Annotated in this window: 15 protein-coding genes and 2 pseudogenes; 7 read left to right on the top strand and 10 right to left on the bottom strand. The window is 36.3% G+C overall.

The features are described from left to right. From B3I52_RS07725 to B3I52_RS07710, 4 genes and pseudogenes are all read right to left on the bottom strand, one after another. Positions 1-350, bottom strand: a pseudogene (locus B3I52_RS07725) (aspartate kinase); the annotation flags it as partial. Then, on the bottom strand, positions 351-1,160 hold the full coding sequence (locus B3I52_RS07720; RefSeq protein WP_293300109.1) for a DUF3298 and DUF4163 domain-containing protein: 810 nt from the start codon (positions 1,158-1,160) through the stop codon (positions 351-353). It lies immediately after the preceding pseudogene. Between the two features lie 6 nt (positions 1,161-1,166). Further along, positions 1,167-1,634: a GNAT family N-acetyltransferase gene (locus tag B3I52_RS07715; protein ID WP_293300108.1), complete on the bottom strand. Its 468-nt coding sequence runs from the start codon at positions 1,632-1,634 to the stop codon at positions 1,167-1,169. 66 nt (positions 1,635-1,700) lie between these two features. Beyond that, complete coding sequence (locus tag B3I52_RS07710) at positions 1,701-2,393, bottom strand: YggS family pyridoxal phosphate-dependent enzyme (RefSeq protein WP_293300107.1); 693 nt, start codon at positions 2,391-2,393, stop codon at positions 1,701-1,703. A 74-nt stretch (positions 2,394-2,467) separates the two neighbouring features. Between B3I52_RS07710 and B3I52_RS07705 the strand changes: the two genes are divergently transcribed. Both B3I52_RS07705 and B3I52_RS07700 read left to right on the top strand, forming a co-directional pair. Next, complete coding sequence (locus B3I52_RS07705; protein ID WP_293300105.1) at positions 2,468-2,986, top strand: DUF4296 domain-containing protein; 519 nt, start codon at positions 2,468-2,470, stop codon at positions 2,984-2,986. Positions 2,987-2,989: 3 nt separating this feature from the next. Next, the gene (locus B3I52_RS07700; RefSeq protein WP_293300103.1) at positions 2,990-5,362 is read left to right on the top strand and encodes an endonuclease MutS2; all 2,373 of its coding nucleotides are present in this window, start codon (positions 2,990-2,992) and stop codon (positions 5,360-5,362) included. Positions 5,363-5,364: 2 nt separating this feature from the next. Here B3I52_RS07700 and B3I52_RS07695 read toward each other — a convergent pair whose 3' ends face one another. Beyond that, positions 5,365-5,940 (bottom strand): hypothetical protein, encoded by a 576-nt coding sequence (locus B3I52_RS07695; RefSeq protein ID WP_293300101.1) that lies wholly within the window; start codon positions 5,938-5,940, stop codon positions 5,365-5,367. Positions 5,941-6,109: 169 nt separating this feature from the next. Between B3I52_RS07695 and B3I52_RS07690 the strand changes: the two genes are divergently transcribed. The 3 genes and pseudogenes from B3I52_RS07690 to B3I52_RS07685 all read left to right on the top strand — a co-directional run bounded on the left by B3I52_RS07690 (position 6,110) and on the right by B3I52_RS07685 (position 7,860). Then, positions 6,110-6,811, top strand: coding sequence for a CoA transferase subunit A (locus B3I52_RS07690; RefSeq protein WP_293300099.1), 702 nt, complete (start codon positions 6,110-6,112; stop codon positions 6,809-6,811). A 150-nt stretch (positions 6,812-6,961) separates the two neighbouring features. Beyond that, positions 6,962-7,147, top strand: a pseudogene (locus B3I52_RS15920) (four helix bundle protein); the annotation flags it as partial. 56 nt (positions 7,148-7,203) lie between these two features. After that, entirely contained in the window at positions 7,204-7,860 is a 657-nt protein-coding gene (locus B3I52_RS07685; protein ID WP_293300097.1) for a CoA transferase subunit B, read from the top strand. A 184-nt stretch (positions 7,861-8,044) separates the two neighbouring features. Here B3I52_RS07685 and B3I52_RS07680 read toward each other — a convergent pair whose 3' ends face one another. Next, complete coding sequence (locus B3I52_RS07680) at positions 8,045-8,887, bottom strand: NAD(P)-dependent oxidoreductase (protein WP_293300096.1); 843 nt, start codon at positions 8,885-8,887, stop codon at positions 8,045-8,047. A gap of 146 nt (positions 8,888-9,033) precedes the next feature. Then, entirely contained in the window at positions 9,034-10,767 is a 1,734-nt protein-coding gene (locus B3I52_RS07675) for a phospho-sugar mutase (RefSeq protein ID WP_293300094.1), read from the bottom strand. Between the two features lie 230 nt (positions 10,768-10,997). On the opposite strand from B3I52_RS07675, the gene B3I52_RS07670 reads away from it, so the two are divergent. Then, complete coding sequence (locus B3I52_RS07670) at positions 10,998-12,311, top strand: aspartate kinase (RefSeq protein WP_293300092.1); 1,314 nt, start codon at positions 10,998-11,000, stop codon at positions 12,309-12,311. A 200-nt stretch (positions 12,312-12,511) separates the two neighbouring features. Next, positions 12,512-13,669: a diaminopimelate decarboxylase gene (lysA, locus tag B3I52_RS07665; RefSeq protein WP_293300090.1), complete on the top strand. Its 1,158-nt coding sequence runs from the start codon at positions 12,512-12,514 to the stop codon at positions 13,667-13,669. A 55-nt stretch (positions 13,670-13,724) separates the two neighbouring features. On the opposite strand, the gene B3I52_RS07660 is transcribed toward lysA, so the two are convergent. Genes B3I52_RS07660 through B3I52_RS07650 form a run of 3 tightly spaced genes read right to left on the bottom strand, consistent with a single transcriptional unit; the run spans position 13,725 to position 15,126 of the window. Then, positions 13,725-13,940 carry a hypothetical protein gene (locus B3I52_RS07660; RefSeq protein WP_293300088.1) on the bottom strand — a complete coding sequence of 72 codons (216 nt, stop codon included), beginning with the start codon at positions 13,938-13,940 and terminating at the stop codon, positions 13,725-13,727. A gap of 42 nt (positions 13,941-13,982) precedes the next feature. After that, entirely contained in the window at positions 13,983-14,765 is a 783-nt protein-coding gene (locus B3I52_RS07655; protein WP_293300087.1) for a hypothetical protein, read from the bottom strand. Between the two features lie 13 nt (positions 14,766-14,778). After that, the gene (locus B3I52_RS07650) at positions 14,779-15,126 is read right to left on the bottom strand and encodes a DUF1801 domain-containing protein (protein WP_293300086.1); all 348 of its coding nucleotides are present in this window, start codon (positions 15,124-15,126) and stop codon (positions 14,779-14,781) included. Positions 15,127-15,130 lie beyond the last annotated feature (4 nt).

The raw sequence follows: 15,130 nt of genomic DNA, 5'->3' as shown, positions 1-15,130 counted from the left end.
ACAATTTGGTCGTAAAGGTAATCGGCTGTATCTGCTGCATCTTCTTCTAATAGCCATTCTATTTCTACAAAAGTATTGGCTACATCGTTGTACACCGGGTTGTTGGTGTCGGTAAATAACTTGCCGATAATATCGAAATGAAAATTTTTTACATCTTCTAATAGTTGATGCTTGTGTTCATTACCATTGATATGTGCAAAGGCAAGTTCTTGGAGCCTATCTGTAGTTTTATCCATGGCCGACACTACTACCAATAGGTTTTTAGCGCCATAAGATTGTATAATTTGAATAACGTTTTTTATTCCTTCTACGTTTTTGATGGATGCACCACCAAATTTATATACTTGCATTTATTGGTTTGGAGTTAAGATGGTTTGTGGTTTTGCAATGCCGCTAAGTTCGGAAAAAGGAATTACTAATTCTGTAGTGCCATCTGCATAAGGTTTAATTTCGTATGGATTATATAAGAATACCAAGCCTTTGTTGCTCACGTAAAAGTTTTTGGGCAGCGAGAATTTTCCGTTGGTAAAGAAATATCTTTTTTCTAGTGATTCGGTAGCGCTAATATTTTCGTTGCTTCTAAAAATTCGTTCACCAACTTTTAGCAACTCAACTTTTTTATCAGGCAAAATTAAAGAATCTACTGTAATGGCTTGGTTGGTTTTGGGGTTAAAATTGATATAAGAGATGACGGTATTGCCATGTGCGCCACCAGCATAATCAGAATGGATATACTTTAAAGCTATATAGTTGTGCAATTGTCTAATTACTTTAATGTCTATTAATAAATACCACCATTGTGCCGTACCCGGGTTTTCTAGGTAAAATTCATTATAGCCCCTTATAAAACTGCTGGCAATATCATCAAATGCGGTTGGCATTTCTTCATCGCCAAAATAGTGGAGTACTTGGCTTTTGATGTAGTTGTTTAAGCTATCGTTCTCGAAAACAGGATACCTTACTATGGCATTGGCTGTATCTGCTTGTTTGTTTACTGCTAACTTTACTAGATTATTGCTTACTACTTTTACAGAATCGTAACGGTAGGTGAGCGTATCGTTTTCGGCGGTAATTACATGTGCTACTTTTTTGTCTTTATTTTCGCTGGTACAAGCCCATAAAAGACTAACAGTTAATAGAGGTAAGATGATTTTTTTCATGATCAATTATAATTTAGCTAGCTGCTCTTTGGTAAAGGAGGCGTTTAACCATTCGCTTTCGTAATTGGCACCATATTTATCGTAGAAGTTAATGCCTGGTGCATTCCAATCTAGTACTTGCCAATTCATGCCATTAAAGTTTCTTTCTTTAGCTTCCTGCACCACGCGGTCAAAAAGCAGCTTTCCAATTCCTTTACCTCTGTAGCTTTCGGTTACCAAAAAATCTTCTAAGTATAAACGACAACCTTTCCATGTTGAGTATCTGATGTAGAACAAAGCAAGTCCTACAATAGTTTGCCCATCTACGGCAACATAAGATTTCCATACGGGATTTTCTCCAAAACCCGCTTCCACAAACTCTGCTAAGGTTACGGTTACCTCTTGTGGTGCTTTTTCGTATAGGGCCAATTCGTTAATTAATTCTAGTAAACGAGGGCAATCTTGGGCTGTTGCTACTCTTAGTTGGATATTCATTTTTTTGATTACTGGTTGTTATCTTAAATTTGGAAATTGATTATTGTTGAATTGGTTATTTTTTGTTTATTCCTTATTTTTCCAGTGTTTGATTACTCTCTTGCCAAAAATATTGCTGCCAATTCTTACCATTGTGCTACCTTCTTCAATAGCAATTTTATAATCGGCAGACATTCCCATAGAGATTTCTTTGAAAAAATCGTCCTTTCTAAAGAAGCTCATCTTAATGCCATCGAACAATACTTTTAGTTCGTTAAACTCGGCCATGGTTTGTTTTTCGCTGGTGCTATTGGTTGCAATGCCCATTAAGCCAATAATTCTCACATTTTTCAGTTCCGTAAATTCTTCAGAACGAAGTAACTCTACGGCTTCATCAAAACCTAGGCCAAATTTGGTTTCTTCGTCTGCAATATAAATTTGCAATAGGCAATCAATTACGCGGTTGTGCTTGGCGGCATGCTTGTTAATTTCTTTTAATAGCTTTAAACTATCTACCGATTCGATTAGCTTTACAAAAGAAGCAATGTATTTTACTTTGTTGGTTTGCAAATGGCCAATTAAATGCCATTCAATATCGGCAGGTAACTGAGCCTGTTTTTCTACCATTTCTTGCACTAGGTTTTCACCAAAAACACGTTGGCCAGCTTCGTAAGCTTCCATTACAGCTTGTGCCGGGTGGTTTTTAGAAACAGCAACCAGTTTTACGCCATCGCTTTCTACTTCGCTTTTATATTTTAATAAGTTATCTGCAATGCTCATTTATCAGTATTTTTGGGGTAAAATTAGATAACCTTTTTTAATTTGGCTAGCAAAGCTGAAGTTTTAATACAGAAATGACGAGAATATTATTGCTCTTTTTAAGTACGCTACTAATGGTTGCCTGTAAACCGGGTATTCCGAAAGATATTGTACAGCCTGCAGAGATGGAAAAAATTTTATACGACATACATGTTTTAGATGGTTATGTTGGCACTATACCAACGCCAGATAGCGCAAAAAAAGTATCAGCACCCTTGTACAAAGGTGTTTTTAAAAAATACGGTATCGATTCGGCAATGCATGCTAAAAGTATGGCTTATTATTACCAGCATGCTGATTTGTTGACTAAAATGTACAATAGGATTAGCGAAAAAATAAATAAGACAAGAGACGAAGAAACTAAAAGACAGGAGAAGGAAGAGCGGTTAAAGACTGAGAAATTGGAAAGGCAAGACAGTTTACAGCGGGTAACTGCCCAGAAAAAAATTACAGATTCTTTAAAGAAGGTAGCAAAAGACCGTAAAGCCGATAGCTTAAAGAAACCTGCCAAACCATTAAAAAGATTGCTTAAAGCACCTAAATCTGTTATATAATATATGCTGTATCCAGAAAATTGCGAAGAGAGACTAGGGTTTAACGAGGTAAGGCAATTGGTGCGCCAACATTGTTTAAGCACAATGGGTCAAAACTTGGTCGATAAGATGCAGGTAATGGCCAAATACGACCAAATTGATAAATTTTTACGGCAAACGAAAGAGTTTAAAAGTATCCTCGAAAACCAAGAGCCTTTACGAATTAATGCGTTTTTTGATATTAAGGTTTTAGTTGATAAAATTAGGATAGAGGGCAGTTATTTGCTTGAAGACGAACTTTTCAGGATTTATACTTCGCTACAAACCGTTTTTGCGGTAATTAGATTTTTTGATGAGCGCAAAGAACTTTACCCAAGTTTAGAGGCTTTATTTCAGCATCTGCCCATAGAAAGAGATATACTTCGTAAAATAGAAAATATTTTAGATGTTAAAGGTAAAATTAAGCCCAATGCCTCTAAAGAACTGTTAGAAATTACCACTGCCATTGCCAAGGGCGAACAAGAAGTGCGTAGAAAGATGGATGCCATTTATAAAAATGCCGTAGCCAGCAATTGGGTAGCCGATGGTAGCTTAACGGTACGCGATGGCAGGATTTGTATTCCTATTCTAGCAGAAAATAAACGTAAAATTAAAGGCTTTGTTCACGATGAGTCTGCTAGCGGGCAAACGGTATATCTAGAGCCAGAAGAAGTTTTTACACTTAATAATAAGCTTCGCGATTTAGAATTTGACAGGCGTAGGGAAATTATCCGCATTCTTATCGAAACTACCAGCGAATTGAGGCCATATACATCTATTTTATTGTTATACCATAGTTTTTTAACAAAGTTAGATTTTGTGAGGGCTAAAGCGCTGTTTGCTATTCAAATAGGTGCGCAAATGCCCTTGTTGTTAAAAGAAGCGAGAACGAAATTGATCAATGCTCGCCATCCTTTGTTGTTGTTGTCTTTTGCTAACGAGCAAAAATTGGTAGTGCCGTTAAATATTCAAATTAACGATGGTATGCGCATTATTTTGGTTTCTGGGCCAAATGCAGGCGGTAAATCGGTATGTATGAAAACCGTGGGCTTATTGCAGATGATGTTGCAAGCGGGTTTGTTAGTGCCTGTAGATGAACATAGTGAGATGGGGATTTTCCATCAAATTTTTGCAGATATTGGCGACGATCAATCTATCGAATCGGATTTGAGTACTTATAGTGCACATTTAAAGAAGATGCGTTATTTTGTAACTCATGCCAATGCAAAAACTTTGGTGCTGATAGATGAATTTGGTACGGGTACCGATCCGCAGTTTGGTGGGCCAATGGCCGAAGCGGTATTGCAGGTGCTAAACAATAAGAAAGTTAGAGGGGTAATTACTACGCACTACTCTAATTTAAAGTTGTTTGCAGGCGATACTGAAGGCTTGGAGAATGCTTCCATGCTTTTTGATAATGCCAAAATGAAACCGCTATATATATTAGATATTGGTAAGCCAGGTAGTTCGTATGCTTTCGAAATTGCACAAAATATAGGCTTACAGAAAGAAGTGCTAGAATTAGCGAAGCAGAAAATTGGTACGAACCAAAATAGTATCGATAGCTTGTTGATAAACTTGGAGAAAGAAAAACGACAGGTTCATGAAACTAAAGCAAAACTGGCCAACCAGCAAAATAGGTTAAACCAACTTTTAGCGGAGAACGAAAAGCAGAAATCTTATCTCGAAGAAAATAAAAAAACATTAATTAAAGACGCTAAAGTACAGGCGCAGAACATTATTAAAGATGCCAATAAACTGGTAGAAAATACCATTGCACAAATTAAAAAGAAACAGGCTGATAAGGAAGCAACTCGCGAAATTAGGCAGAACCTACAAAAGGGTTTAGCTAAAAACGAGGTTAAAGTTGAAGAACCTAAATTTGTGGTGGAGTTTGATGACAGTGAGCTAGCCGTTAACGATTGGATACAGTTGGTGGGCACAGAGAGTACTGGGCAGGTGTTAGAGATTAATAAAAATAATTTGGTGGTTGCTTTCGGCGATTTACGTTCGGTAGTTAAGCGCAACCGGGTGCAGAAGATTAGTAATAAGCAGCTGAAGAAATTAGTGCAACGTAGTTCTTACACCAATAGTTTAACAGATGCAGTGAGCAATTTTAGAGCAGAGCTAGATTTGCGTGGTATGCGTGGCGAAGTTGCTTTGCAAGAATTAGAAAATTACATGGACAAAGCCATTATGTTGGGCTTTCCATCTATTAAAATTATACACGGTAAAGGCGACGGAATTTTAAGGAAATTAATTAGAACGCATTTAAAATCGTATAAACAAGTAGATAGGATGGAAGATGAACATTTAGATAGAGGTGGAGATGGGATTACTTACGTTTATATGAAGTAATTTTAAGACTTAGGCACTTTAACAGTTACACGCTGTATAAAAGTACCGTAGTTGGTGGTTTTTCCATCATTATCAACCTGTTGCAGATTGATGTAATATTTCTTTAGTTCCGTTAAATTTTCTTGGTCTTTGTTTTTAGCACATGATATAATCATAAACGCAAAAAACACATAAAAATATACCCGTAATTTTCTGTTACGCACCGATGGTATAAGTAAAAATAAAAGAAAGGGTAACGATCCTGTTAAGGTGATGGAAGCTATATTATGAATTACAAATTGATAGTGCTGTGTAGTATTGCTATTTCCTACACCTTGAACTTGGCCAATTTTAACGAAATTGTGGCCATCTTTAGAAATCAAAACCTCGAAGTAGCTATTGTTGGCTTCACTTGATGTGCTCCAGTTCACAACAATCTTATTAATTTCGTCACTTTTTGCAGTAAAGCTTGTTAAGGTAACTGGTAAAACCTTATTGTCATTAGTAGAAGATTGCCTGATATTGTTTTGTGCATATATGCAACAAGGTAAAACAATGGTAAATAGTATGATCAGGATTTTTTTACAAAAAGAGCTCATAGATAAAATTTGGTGCCTAAATATAAAAAAACTTAATTGAAACAGCATTTTTGGATATTAGATAGTGTGCAATAAACACCTTTAAAACTCTTCTTTTACCTTTGTTTAGCCAAATTAACTTTCTAATTTAGCCGATACTTATCCCAAACAGTTGGGAAAAACACCAAATATGATTAATAAAGTAGTGGCAAATGCCGATGAGGCAATAGCTGATATTACAAACGGAAAAACTTTAATGTTAGGCGGTTTTGGCCTTTGCGGTATCCCCGAAAACTGTATTTCTGCCTTAGTAAAAAAAGAAGTAAAAGAGTTAACCTGTATTTCTAACAATGCTGGCGTAGATGATTTTGGGCTTGGCTTGTTATTGCACAAGCGTCAAATAAAAAAAATGATAGCTTCTTATGTTGGCGAAAATGGCGAGTTTGAACGCCAGTTATTAAGTGGTGAATTAGAAGTTGAGTTAATTCCTCAAGGTACCTTAGCTACGCGTTGCTTAGCCGCAGGTTACGGCATGCCGGCTATTTTTACGCCAGCAGGTGTAGGTACCGAAGTTGCCGAAGGTAAGGAAACCAGAAATTTCAACGGTAAAGATTATTTAATGGAATATGCTTTTGATGCCGATTTTGCTATTGTGAAAGCATGGAAAGGAGATACTGCCGGTAACCTTGTTTTTCGTTCTACCAGTAGAAACTTTAACCCAGTAATGGCTATGGCAGGTAAAATAACCATTGCCGAAGTAGAAGAATTGGTAGAAGTTGGAACACTAGATCCAGACCATATTCATACGCCAGGAGTGTATGTGCACAGAATTTTTCAAGGTAAAAATTACGAGAAAAGGATTGAGCAGTTGACGGTAAGGAAAGTGGATTAGCTAATGTGATGATTTGATAATAAGATAGCCTATAAATGATGAGAAAATTAATGAAAACATAATTGTTAAATTGAGTTTCGAATTTGCTTTACAAATCAATTGTTAAAGGCAGGAACAAGTATTGGAGCTAAAATTTGAGAAGCGCAAAATGCTGAAAGCAAGGCTGATTTTATTCATAAAATGAAAATTTCTGCTAAAGAATGTGAAGAAACAAAATATTGGTTGCTAATATGTAAGCATTCGAAAAACTATCCTTCTAGTGAAGAATTACTAAGCAAAATTGAATCTATTCAGAAAATACTTAACAAAATAATTGCGACAGACAAACAAAAATAATTCGATGATTAGTTAATTTGATAATAAGCTAATCATCACATTATCACATCAAAAATATGCTTGACAAAAACGGTATAGCGAAACGCATCGCTAAAGAAATAAAAGACGGCTATTACGTTAATTTGGGTATTGGTATCCCAACTTTGGTAGCCAATTATATCCCAGAGGGAATTAATGTAGTATTACAATCTGAAAATGGTTTATTGGGGATGGGGCCATTTCCATTCGAAGGCGAAGAAGACCCCGATTTAATTAACGCAGGTAAACAAACCATAACTACTTTGCCTGGGTCTGCTATTTTCGATTCGGCCATGAGCTTTGGGATGATCAGGAGCCAAAAGATTGATTTAACCATTTTGGGAGCCATGGAGGTTTCGGAAAACGGCGATATAGCTAACTGGAAAATTCCGGGCAAAATGGTAAAAGGAATGGGAGGGGCAATGGATTTGGTGGCTTCGGCAAAAAATATTATTGTAGCCATGCAGCATGTAAATAAAGCGGGAGAGAGTAAGTTGCTGCCTGCTTGTACTTTGCCTTTAACTGGGATAAAATGTATTAAAAAAATAGTAACCGAATTAGGTGTTTTTGATGTTTTGCCAGAAGGTGGTTTTAAACTGTTAGAAAGAGCTCCAGGCGTTACCGTAGATGAAATTAGAAAAGCTACAGCTGGTAAGTTGTATGCAGATGATGATGTGCCGGAGATGGTAGGTTAATAGATTTTATTATTAAGTCTATCAGCTTAGCAAATCAGATAGGTTGGTGCGCTTGCTCGTCATTTCGAAAGCAGAGAGAAATCTAACGATTTGCAATTTGCCAGATTTCTCCTCATTCTTCGTCGAAATGACGAATAGTAAAACAAGACTTAGGAATTTTTAAAACTTCGTAATTTTACTAAAATTATTTTAACGCCTCGATAATCCCAATTACATCATCTTTGCCGAAAACTTTATGATGTGCGTCTTGGTAGGTATCAATCATCGCTTGAGATAAAGGAAAATCAGCACCTGCTTTTTGTGCCAGTAAGATATCCTTCAACATTAAATCTAAAGCAAAAGCAGCAGGATAACTATCGTTAATCAGTAGCGGTGTTTTCACTTTGGTAGCCCCATTTCCGCAGGCACTTTCGTTAATGATTTCTAGCATGTCTTTACGCTCTAGACCTAATTTCTCAGAGAATAAAACGGTTTCAGCCAATCCTTGATAGATAAGGGATAAGAAATAATTGATCGAAAGTTTAGCAGCTACACCACTTCCATTTGCGCCCAAGTGTTTGGTGAGTTTTCCTAACTTGTCGAAATAAGGTTGAGCTCTTTCGATATCTTTTTCGTCGCCACCAGCCATGATAATTAATGTACCTTCTTTAGCTGGCATGGTACTACCAGCAACGGGAGCATCAATAAAACCAGCTTTCTTAGTTTTAGCTAGTTCGGCATTTGCTAAAGAACATTCTTGAGAAATAGTACTGCAATCTATAAACAGCTTTCCTTCCAGTTCTTCTTTTGTTATTTCTTGATAAACTTGATTTACCGCATCATCATTAGTCAACATAGTGAAGATAATATCACTGTTTCGTACTAACTCAGCAGTGCTTTGGCAAATTGTAGCTTCTTCTTTAAAATCCTCTGTTTTATCTGCAGAGCGGTTATATACCGATAAATCGTAACCTGCTTTTAATAGGTTTTTCGCCATTGGATTGCCCATGTTGCCTAAACCTATCCATCCTAATTTTGTATTGTTCATTCAGAGTTTTATGAGTTTCCTAAATAAAATATGTCCGTCATTTCTACGAAGAATGTGGAGAAATCTAGCAATTAAAACATTGTTAGATTTCGCTCTATGTTCGAAATGACGGACAGAATATATAGATTTCGTGTTATCGAAAAAAACTAAGCTTGTAAATCGCTCATAATAGTTTTGATCTTATCGTTAAGCTTCTGTTCAGTAGCTTTAAACTCTCCAGTACTTGCTAAAGGCTCGTTTACGCTGCAATAGAATTTAATTTTAGGCTCTGTACCACTCGGACGAGCAGAAATAATACTGCCATCTTCGGTAATAAACTGTAAAACATCCGATTTAGGAAAGCCAAGTTCTTTGCTAGTACCAGCTTTAATGTTAGTTATTTTATTTAGTTCGTAATCTTTTAAGGTTACCACTGGCGAACCACCCAAACTAGCGGGCGGATTGTTCCTGAATTTCTCCATCATGGCTTTAATTTCTTCAGCACCTGTTTTTCCTTGTTTGGTAATGGCTACTAAGTCTTCTTTGTACATGCCGTATTTCACATACATTTCTATCATGGCTTCGTATAAACTACTGCCTTTATCTTTGTAAAAAGCGGTCATTTCTGCAATAAAGGCGCAAGATATTATGGCATCTTTGTCGCGTACCAAATCGCCAACTAAGTAGCCGTAACTTTCTTCGCCACCAACAATAAATTGTTTTTTGCCCAACAATTCGGTCATTACTTTACCAATCCATTTAAAGCCGGTTAGGGTTTCAAAATATGCTACCCCTTTATCTTTACAAATAGTTTTAATAAGACTGGTGGTAACTACGGTACTCACCACATATTCATTGCCTGTTAATTTGCCCTTTTCTTGCCAGGCGGTAAGCATATAGTTAACCAATAAACTTCCAGTTTGGTTGCCATTTAGCAAAACAAAGTCGCCATCGGTATTTTTAACGGCAATACCCACACGGTCGGCATCTGGATCGGTAGCTAAAACCAAATCAGCATCAATTTCTTCGGCCTTTTTTAAAGCCAAGGTTAAAGCTTCTTTTTCTTCTGGGTTAGGATAGATTACCGTAGGGAAATTGCCATCAGGTTTACTTTGTTCTTCAACAATATTAACGTTAGTAAAACCAAATTGAGCCAATGCTTTTGGTACTAGTGTAATACCGGTGCCGTGTATAGGAGAGTAAACGATCTTTAAATTTTGCTGACGAGCAATTGCATCCGGAGAAACAGATAAAGCAGTAATTTTATCAAGATATTTTTGGTCAATTTCTTCGCCAATCATTTCAATGTTTGCGTCAATGCTGTCGAATTTAACCTCGTCAATACTTTTAATGGCAGCAACTTCTTCCATCACCATTTTATCATCTGGCGAAGTAAATTGGCCTCCATCTGCACCATAGGCTTTATAGCCATTGTACTCTTTGGGGTTATGTGATGCGGTTAACATTACGCCACTTTTACAGCCTAATTCGCGTATAGCAAACGAAAGTTCTGGTGTAGGGCGCAAAGCCGAAAAGAAATAAACCTTAATGCCGTTTGCAGAGAATACATCGGCAGTAATTTTAGCAAATACATCTGAGTTGTTTCTGCTATCGTGTGCAATGGCTACAGCAATTTTTTCTCCCGGATATTTTTTAAGCAGATAGTTGGCCAAACCTTGTGTAGCAGTACCAATGGTATATTTGTTGATACGGTTAGAGCCTGCACCCATAATACCGCGTAAACCGCCCGTGCCAAATTCTAAATTTTTATAAAAAGCATCGGTAAGCTCTGTATAAGCTTCTTGGTCTAAAAGTTTTTGTATGGTTGATTTGGTAATATCGTCGTAATTGCCATTTAACCATGTTTGTATGGTAGTCTGACTTAACTGGTCTAGTTGCATATTATAAGTAGTTTATTGCAATAAAAAATCAAATTATGTTTGGTTAAGGTTGATAAAAATATAAAAAACCTTATTTTATTTCATTTGAAGGGTAGGAATTAACAGTCTTTTAGTTATTTTCACGCCTCGTTACAATATTAGTAAAAATCTGCATTCAATAATTTAAAAATGAAAACATTTCCTGTAACGGTGGGAATTGTTTCACTATGCTAAAAAACAATAAAAATTAAATGAAAGTTTTAAAATTCGGTGGCACTTCGGTTGGTAGCCCAGAACGTATGAAAAAATTGTTGGACATTGTTAATCCGGCAGAAAGACAAATTGTAGTATTATCGGCAATGTCTGGTACTACAAATAGCTTGGTAGAAATTTCAAACGCGTTACTGAAGGAAGACAAGAAGAAGGGCATTGAATTAATTACGAGCTTAAAAAACAATTATGATACGGTTGTAGCCGAGCTTTTGCCAGCAGGCGATTTTAGAGCGCAAGGACAAGAAGTGGTAGATTATCATTTCAGTTTTCTACTTTCTTTAGCTAATAATGTATTTACAACTATTGAAGATAAAGTAGTTTTAGCGCAGGGCGAATTACTCTCAACCACTTTATACCATGTTTATTTGAAATCGATTGGCGTACCATCTGTATTGTTGCCAGCTTTAGATTTTATGAGGATAGACGAAGACAACGAACCAGTTGTTGATTTTATTACACAAAATTTAACACCAATTTTAACTGCAAATCCAGCTAATAAACTGTTTATTACACAAGGTTTTATTTGTAGGAATAGTTTTGGTGAAATAGATAATTTACGCCGTGGGGGAAGTGATTATACGGCTTCGTTAATAGGCGCAGCTATTTCGGCCGATGAAGTTCAAATTTGGACCGATATTGATGGAATGCACAATAACGACCCTCGTATTGTAAAAGGAACAAAGCCTATTGCTAACCTATCTTTTGACGAGGCTGCCGAGCTGGCTTATTTTGGCGCTAAAATTTTACATCCACAATCGGTTTTTCCGGCACGTAAATATAAAATTCCGGTGAGGTTGTTAAATACAATGGAACCCAAGGCTTTTGGTACCTTAATTAGTACCGAAAGTGAGAAAGGCAAAATTAAATCTATTGCTGCCAAAGAAGGTATTACGGCTATTAAAATCCAATCGAGCCGAATGTTGTTGGCCTATGGTTTTTTACGTAAAGTTTTTGAGGTTTTTGAACGTTACAAAACACCAATAGACATGATTACCACTTCGGAAGTAGCGGTTTCTTTAACCGTTGACTTTACAGATAACTTGGATAAAATTGTAACGGAATTAAATGCTTTCGGTAGTGTAGAATTAGACAGAGACCAAACCATTATTTGTGTAGTGGGTGATTTTGGAGCCGAAAAACATGGATATGCCTCAAAGGTGTTAGATGCGATTAAACACTTGCCAGTAAGGATGATTTCTTATGGTGGTAGCGCATATAATATCTCCCTTTTGGTAAATACAGACGATAAGGTGGAGGCCTTAAGAAGCTTGCACAATAGGATTTTTGAGTAACCTTAATTCCCTTTAGGAGATTTAAGGACTAACGATAATAGAAAAAAATAAAAACGATAATTAATATTAATACAATTGAGATACGGATTCTTCTTTCGAACTCTGTGCGGCTAATATTTCCACGACGGTAATCAATATAGTTGCCTACGTAGATAACCGTTAAAAAGACCAAGAAGAGGATAAGTATAAATTTCAAGATTATGTTTTCGGATAAAGATATAGCACATTTTTCGAATATAGAAACGCCTTTCTATTATTACGATCTAAATTTGTTGCGAAATACGCTAAAGGCTTGTAGCGATGCGGCAAATTCGCACAATTTTCATGTGCATTATGCCATGAAAGCTAATTTTAACGATAAGGTTTTAGCACAGATTAAACAAGCTGGTTTTGGTGCCGATGCGGTAAGTGGTGGCGAAGTAAAAAAGGCTATTGAAAGCGGTTTTACAAACAACAAGGTGGTTTTTGCAGGCGTAGGCAAATCTGATAAGGAAATTAATTATGCCCTAGATCAAACTATTTTTTGCTTTAACGTAGAGTCGTTGCAAGAATTGCAAGTAATTAACGAATTGGCAGCTAAAAAAGGAAAAGTGGCTAAAGTGGCCATTCGTATTAACCCTAACGTAGATGCACATACCCACGCAAACATTACCACTGGTTTAGATGAAAATAAGTTTGGCATTAACTCGTGGGATATGCCTGCCTGTGCCGATATTTTAAATGTTTCGGCTAATTTGGAGTTTGTGGGCATCCATTTTCATATTGGTTCGCAGATTACCAATTTAGATGTTTACAAAAACCTTTGTGTGCGTGTAAACGAGTTTGCAGCTTGGTTTGAAGATAAAGGATTTAAAGTTAAAGTACTAAATGTTGGCGGTGGTTTAGGCATTGATTATCACCATCCGAATGCTCAAATTCCAGACTTTGAGGCTTACTTTAAAATTTTCAATGATTTCTTGGAGGTCAAACCTCATCAGGAAGTGCATTTTGAATTGGGTAGGGCTTTGGTTGGTCAATCATCGTCTTTAATTAGCCGTGTACTTTATGTGAAAAATGGCAAGAAAAAGAATTTCATTGTTTTAGATGCGGGTATGACCGAGCTGATGCGCCCAGCTTTGTATCAGGCATATCATCAAATCGAAAACCTAAGTCAAAAGTTAAAAGTTGAAAGTGTAAAGTATGATGTAGTGGGGCCAATTTGCGAGAGTACCGACTGTTTTGGAAAGGAAGTGGCCTTGCAAGAAACCTTTAGAAATGATTTAATTGCCATTAGAAGTACTGGTGCTTATGGCGAAGTAATGGCTTCGAACTACAATTTACGCGATGCTATTGTAACAGTAACTAGCGAAGATTACTAAAAAGAAATATAATTTGCATTATATAGCCAGTGAGCATTTTTGTTGCTGGCTTTTTTTATTGTCTTCTTTTTGCGCCAATATAGATAATTACGCCTACTACCATGGCAATTGCCCCTACATAAGGTGGCCAATTAACGGTTTTTTGTTTGTCTGCAGTAATTTCTATAGCTCCTACATCAACTATTTTTTCCTCTTTAGTGTAAGTAAAGCCACTCCACACTAGCATAATTAATCCAACTACAATTAATAAAACGCCCAATGATTTTCCCATAATAATGAATTTATTAAGGAACAGCTACTAAGGGAAATTGTTTTAAAAGGCATACCCTAAGCTTAACTTACTTGTCAAACCTTTGTTTCCACCTGCATTAAGAACTCCATAGAACTTATTGAGCTTCATGAAAAAAGCAAAGTCAATAGCTTTACCATCTATTTCTTCTTTTGGGTTAGATTTTTGTAGATTACGATTTAAATCTGCTGTGAAACCAAAGAAAATTCTGAATGCAAATTGATTAGCAGGACGATTTTTGGAGTGCCAAATAATTTCGGTAGCTGCGCCAGTGGTGTACATCATAGTTTGCGATGCGCTTACAATATCTTTATTGTTCATTGTGCTGTACTTTTTTCTGAAAGAAGAATAGGAACCATTTTCAAAACTTAAACTATTTTCCCAGCTCAGTACTCTAAATTCGGCGTTTCCAGAAGTGTCGTAAAATCCTAAAGAACTCCTTAATCCGCCACCATAGAAATTTTTGTTATCAAACTCAACGATTTGATTTTCTCCTTTATTGGTGTTTTCATCTGTTGTTCTTCCTGCAAAACCAAAGACGCCATAAGCGAAGTTTAAGCTTTTTAAGGTATGCCCACGACTAACATTTAAAAAAACCATGTCGAGATTTCCAGAATTATATGGTAATGTCATTCCAGCAATACTTCCACTAATATGTATTTTGCTTTTAACAGAATCTACTTCCATAGGTTTAGGCAAATAAGCAATATCATTACCTGTAACAGCTGGAAGAAAATAAGAAGGAGTATTACATGATTGCAAAGCAAGCATAATAGCAACTACAGAAAGGGTTTGAAAGCGTTTCATCTAAATTCAATTATTATTTATTTCTAAGATATAAAATATTCTTTAGCAGTGTGTTAATTTTTTCAATAGGCAAATCTAGCTCGGGAGCTATTAGCAGGGTTTTCATTTTCGCTCGTTTTTTAACTAACAGTTCTTCATCATCCAATAAATTCCCGTCAACAAAGCCAATGTAGGGTAGTTTGTATTTTTTGTGTAGCCATAAATAACAGTGCCTTTTACCTTTGTGATAGAAAAAAGGCAGTTTGTATTTCCATTCTGGGCTAATATCTTTATCAATAGTAAGAATACTATCTCTTAGCCACAGCAAGCAGCTTTGAAAAGGTTCTTCTTGCTTTAAGTAGAGTTGATCGAGATCTCTCATTGAT

This window comes from Pedobacter sp. UBA4863 (assembly GCF_002399615.1).
Classification (GTDB): Bacteria; Bacteroidota; Bacteroidia; order Sphingobacteriales; family Sphingobacteriaceae; genus Pedobacter.
Note: the sequence above shows the minus strand (reverse complement) of the source record. Positions and strands in the feature narration are given on the sequence as shown.

What these genes read in the sequence shown, in the direction of transcription:
- B3I52_RS07715 (WP_293300108.1), bottom strand. Translation starts at nt 1,634, where the DNA reads ATGAATATCCAACTAAGAGTAGCAACAGCCCAAGATTGCCCTCGTTTA.
- B3I52_RS07675 (WP_293300094.1), bottom strand. Translation starts at nt 10,767, where the DNA reads ATGCAACTAGACCAGTTAAGTCAGACTACCATACAAACATGGTTAAAT.
- B3I52_RS07700 (WP_293300103.1), top strand. Translation starts at nt 2,990, where the DNA reads ATGCTGTATCCAGAAAATTGCGAAGAGAGACTAGGGTTTAACGAGGTA.
- B3I52_RS07655 (WP_293300087.1), bottom strand. Translation starts at nt 14,765, where the DNA reads ATGAAACGCTTTCAAACCCTTTCTGTAGTTGCTATTATGCTTGCTTTG.
- B3I52_RS07660 (WP_293300088.1), bottom strand. Translation starts at nt 13,940, where the DNA reads ATGGGAAAATCATTGGGCGTTTTATTAATTGTAGTTGGATTAATTATG.
- B3I52_RS07720 (WP_293300109.1), bottom strand. Translation starts at nt 1,160, where the DNA reads ATGAAAAAAATCATCTTACCTCTATTAACTGTTAGTCTTTTATGGGCT.
- B3I52_RS07690 (WP_293300099.1), top strand. Translation starts at nt 6,110, where the DNA reads ATGATTAATAAAGTAGTGGCAAATGCCGATGAGGCAATAGCTGATATT.
- B3I52_RS07710 (WP_293300107.1), bottom strand. Translation starts at nt 2,393, where the DNA reads ATGAGCATTGCAGATAACTTATTAAAATATAAAAGCGAAGTAGAAAGC.
- B3I52_RS07705 (WP_293300105.1), top strand. Translation starts at nt 2,468, where the DNA reads ATGACGAGAATATTATTGCTCTTTTTAAGTACGCTACTAATGGTTGCC.
- B3I52_RS07670 (WP_293300092.1), top strand. Translation starts at nt 10,998, where the DNA reads ATGAAAGTTTTAAAATTCGGTGGCACTTCGGTTGGTAGCCCAGAACGT.
- B3I52_RS07680 (WP_293300096.1), bottom strand. Translation starts at nt 8,887, where the DNA reads ATGAACAATACAAAATTAGGATGGATAGGTTTAGGCAACATGGGCAAT.
- B3I52_RS07650 (WP_293300086.1), bottom strand. Translation starts at nt 15,126, where the DNA reads ATGAGAGATCTCGATCAACTCTACTTAAAGCAAGAAGAACCTTTTCAA.
- lysA (WP_293300090.1), top strand. Translation starts at nt 12,512, where the DNA reads ATGTTTTCGGATAAAGATATAGCACATTTTTCGAATATAGAAACGCCT.
- B3I52_RS07685 (WP_293300097.1), top strand. Translation starts at nt 7,204, where the DNA reads ATGCTTGACAAAAACGGTATAGCGAAACGCATCGCTAAAGAAATAAAA.
- B3I52_RS07695 (WP_293300101.1), bottom strand. Translation starts at nt 5,940, where the DNA reads ATGAGCTCTTTTTGTAAAAAAATCCTGATCATACTATTTACCATTGTT.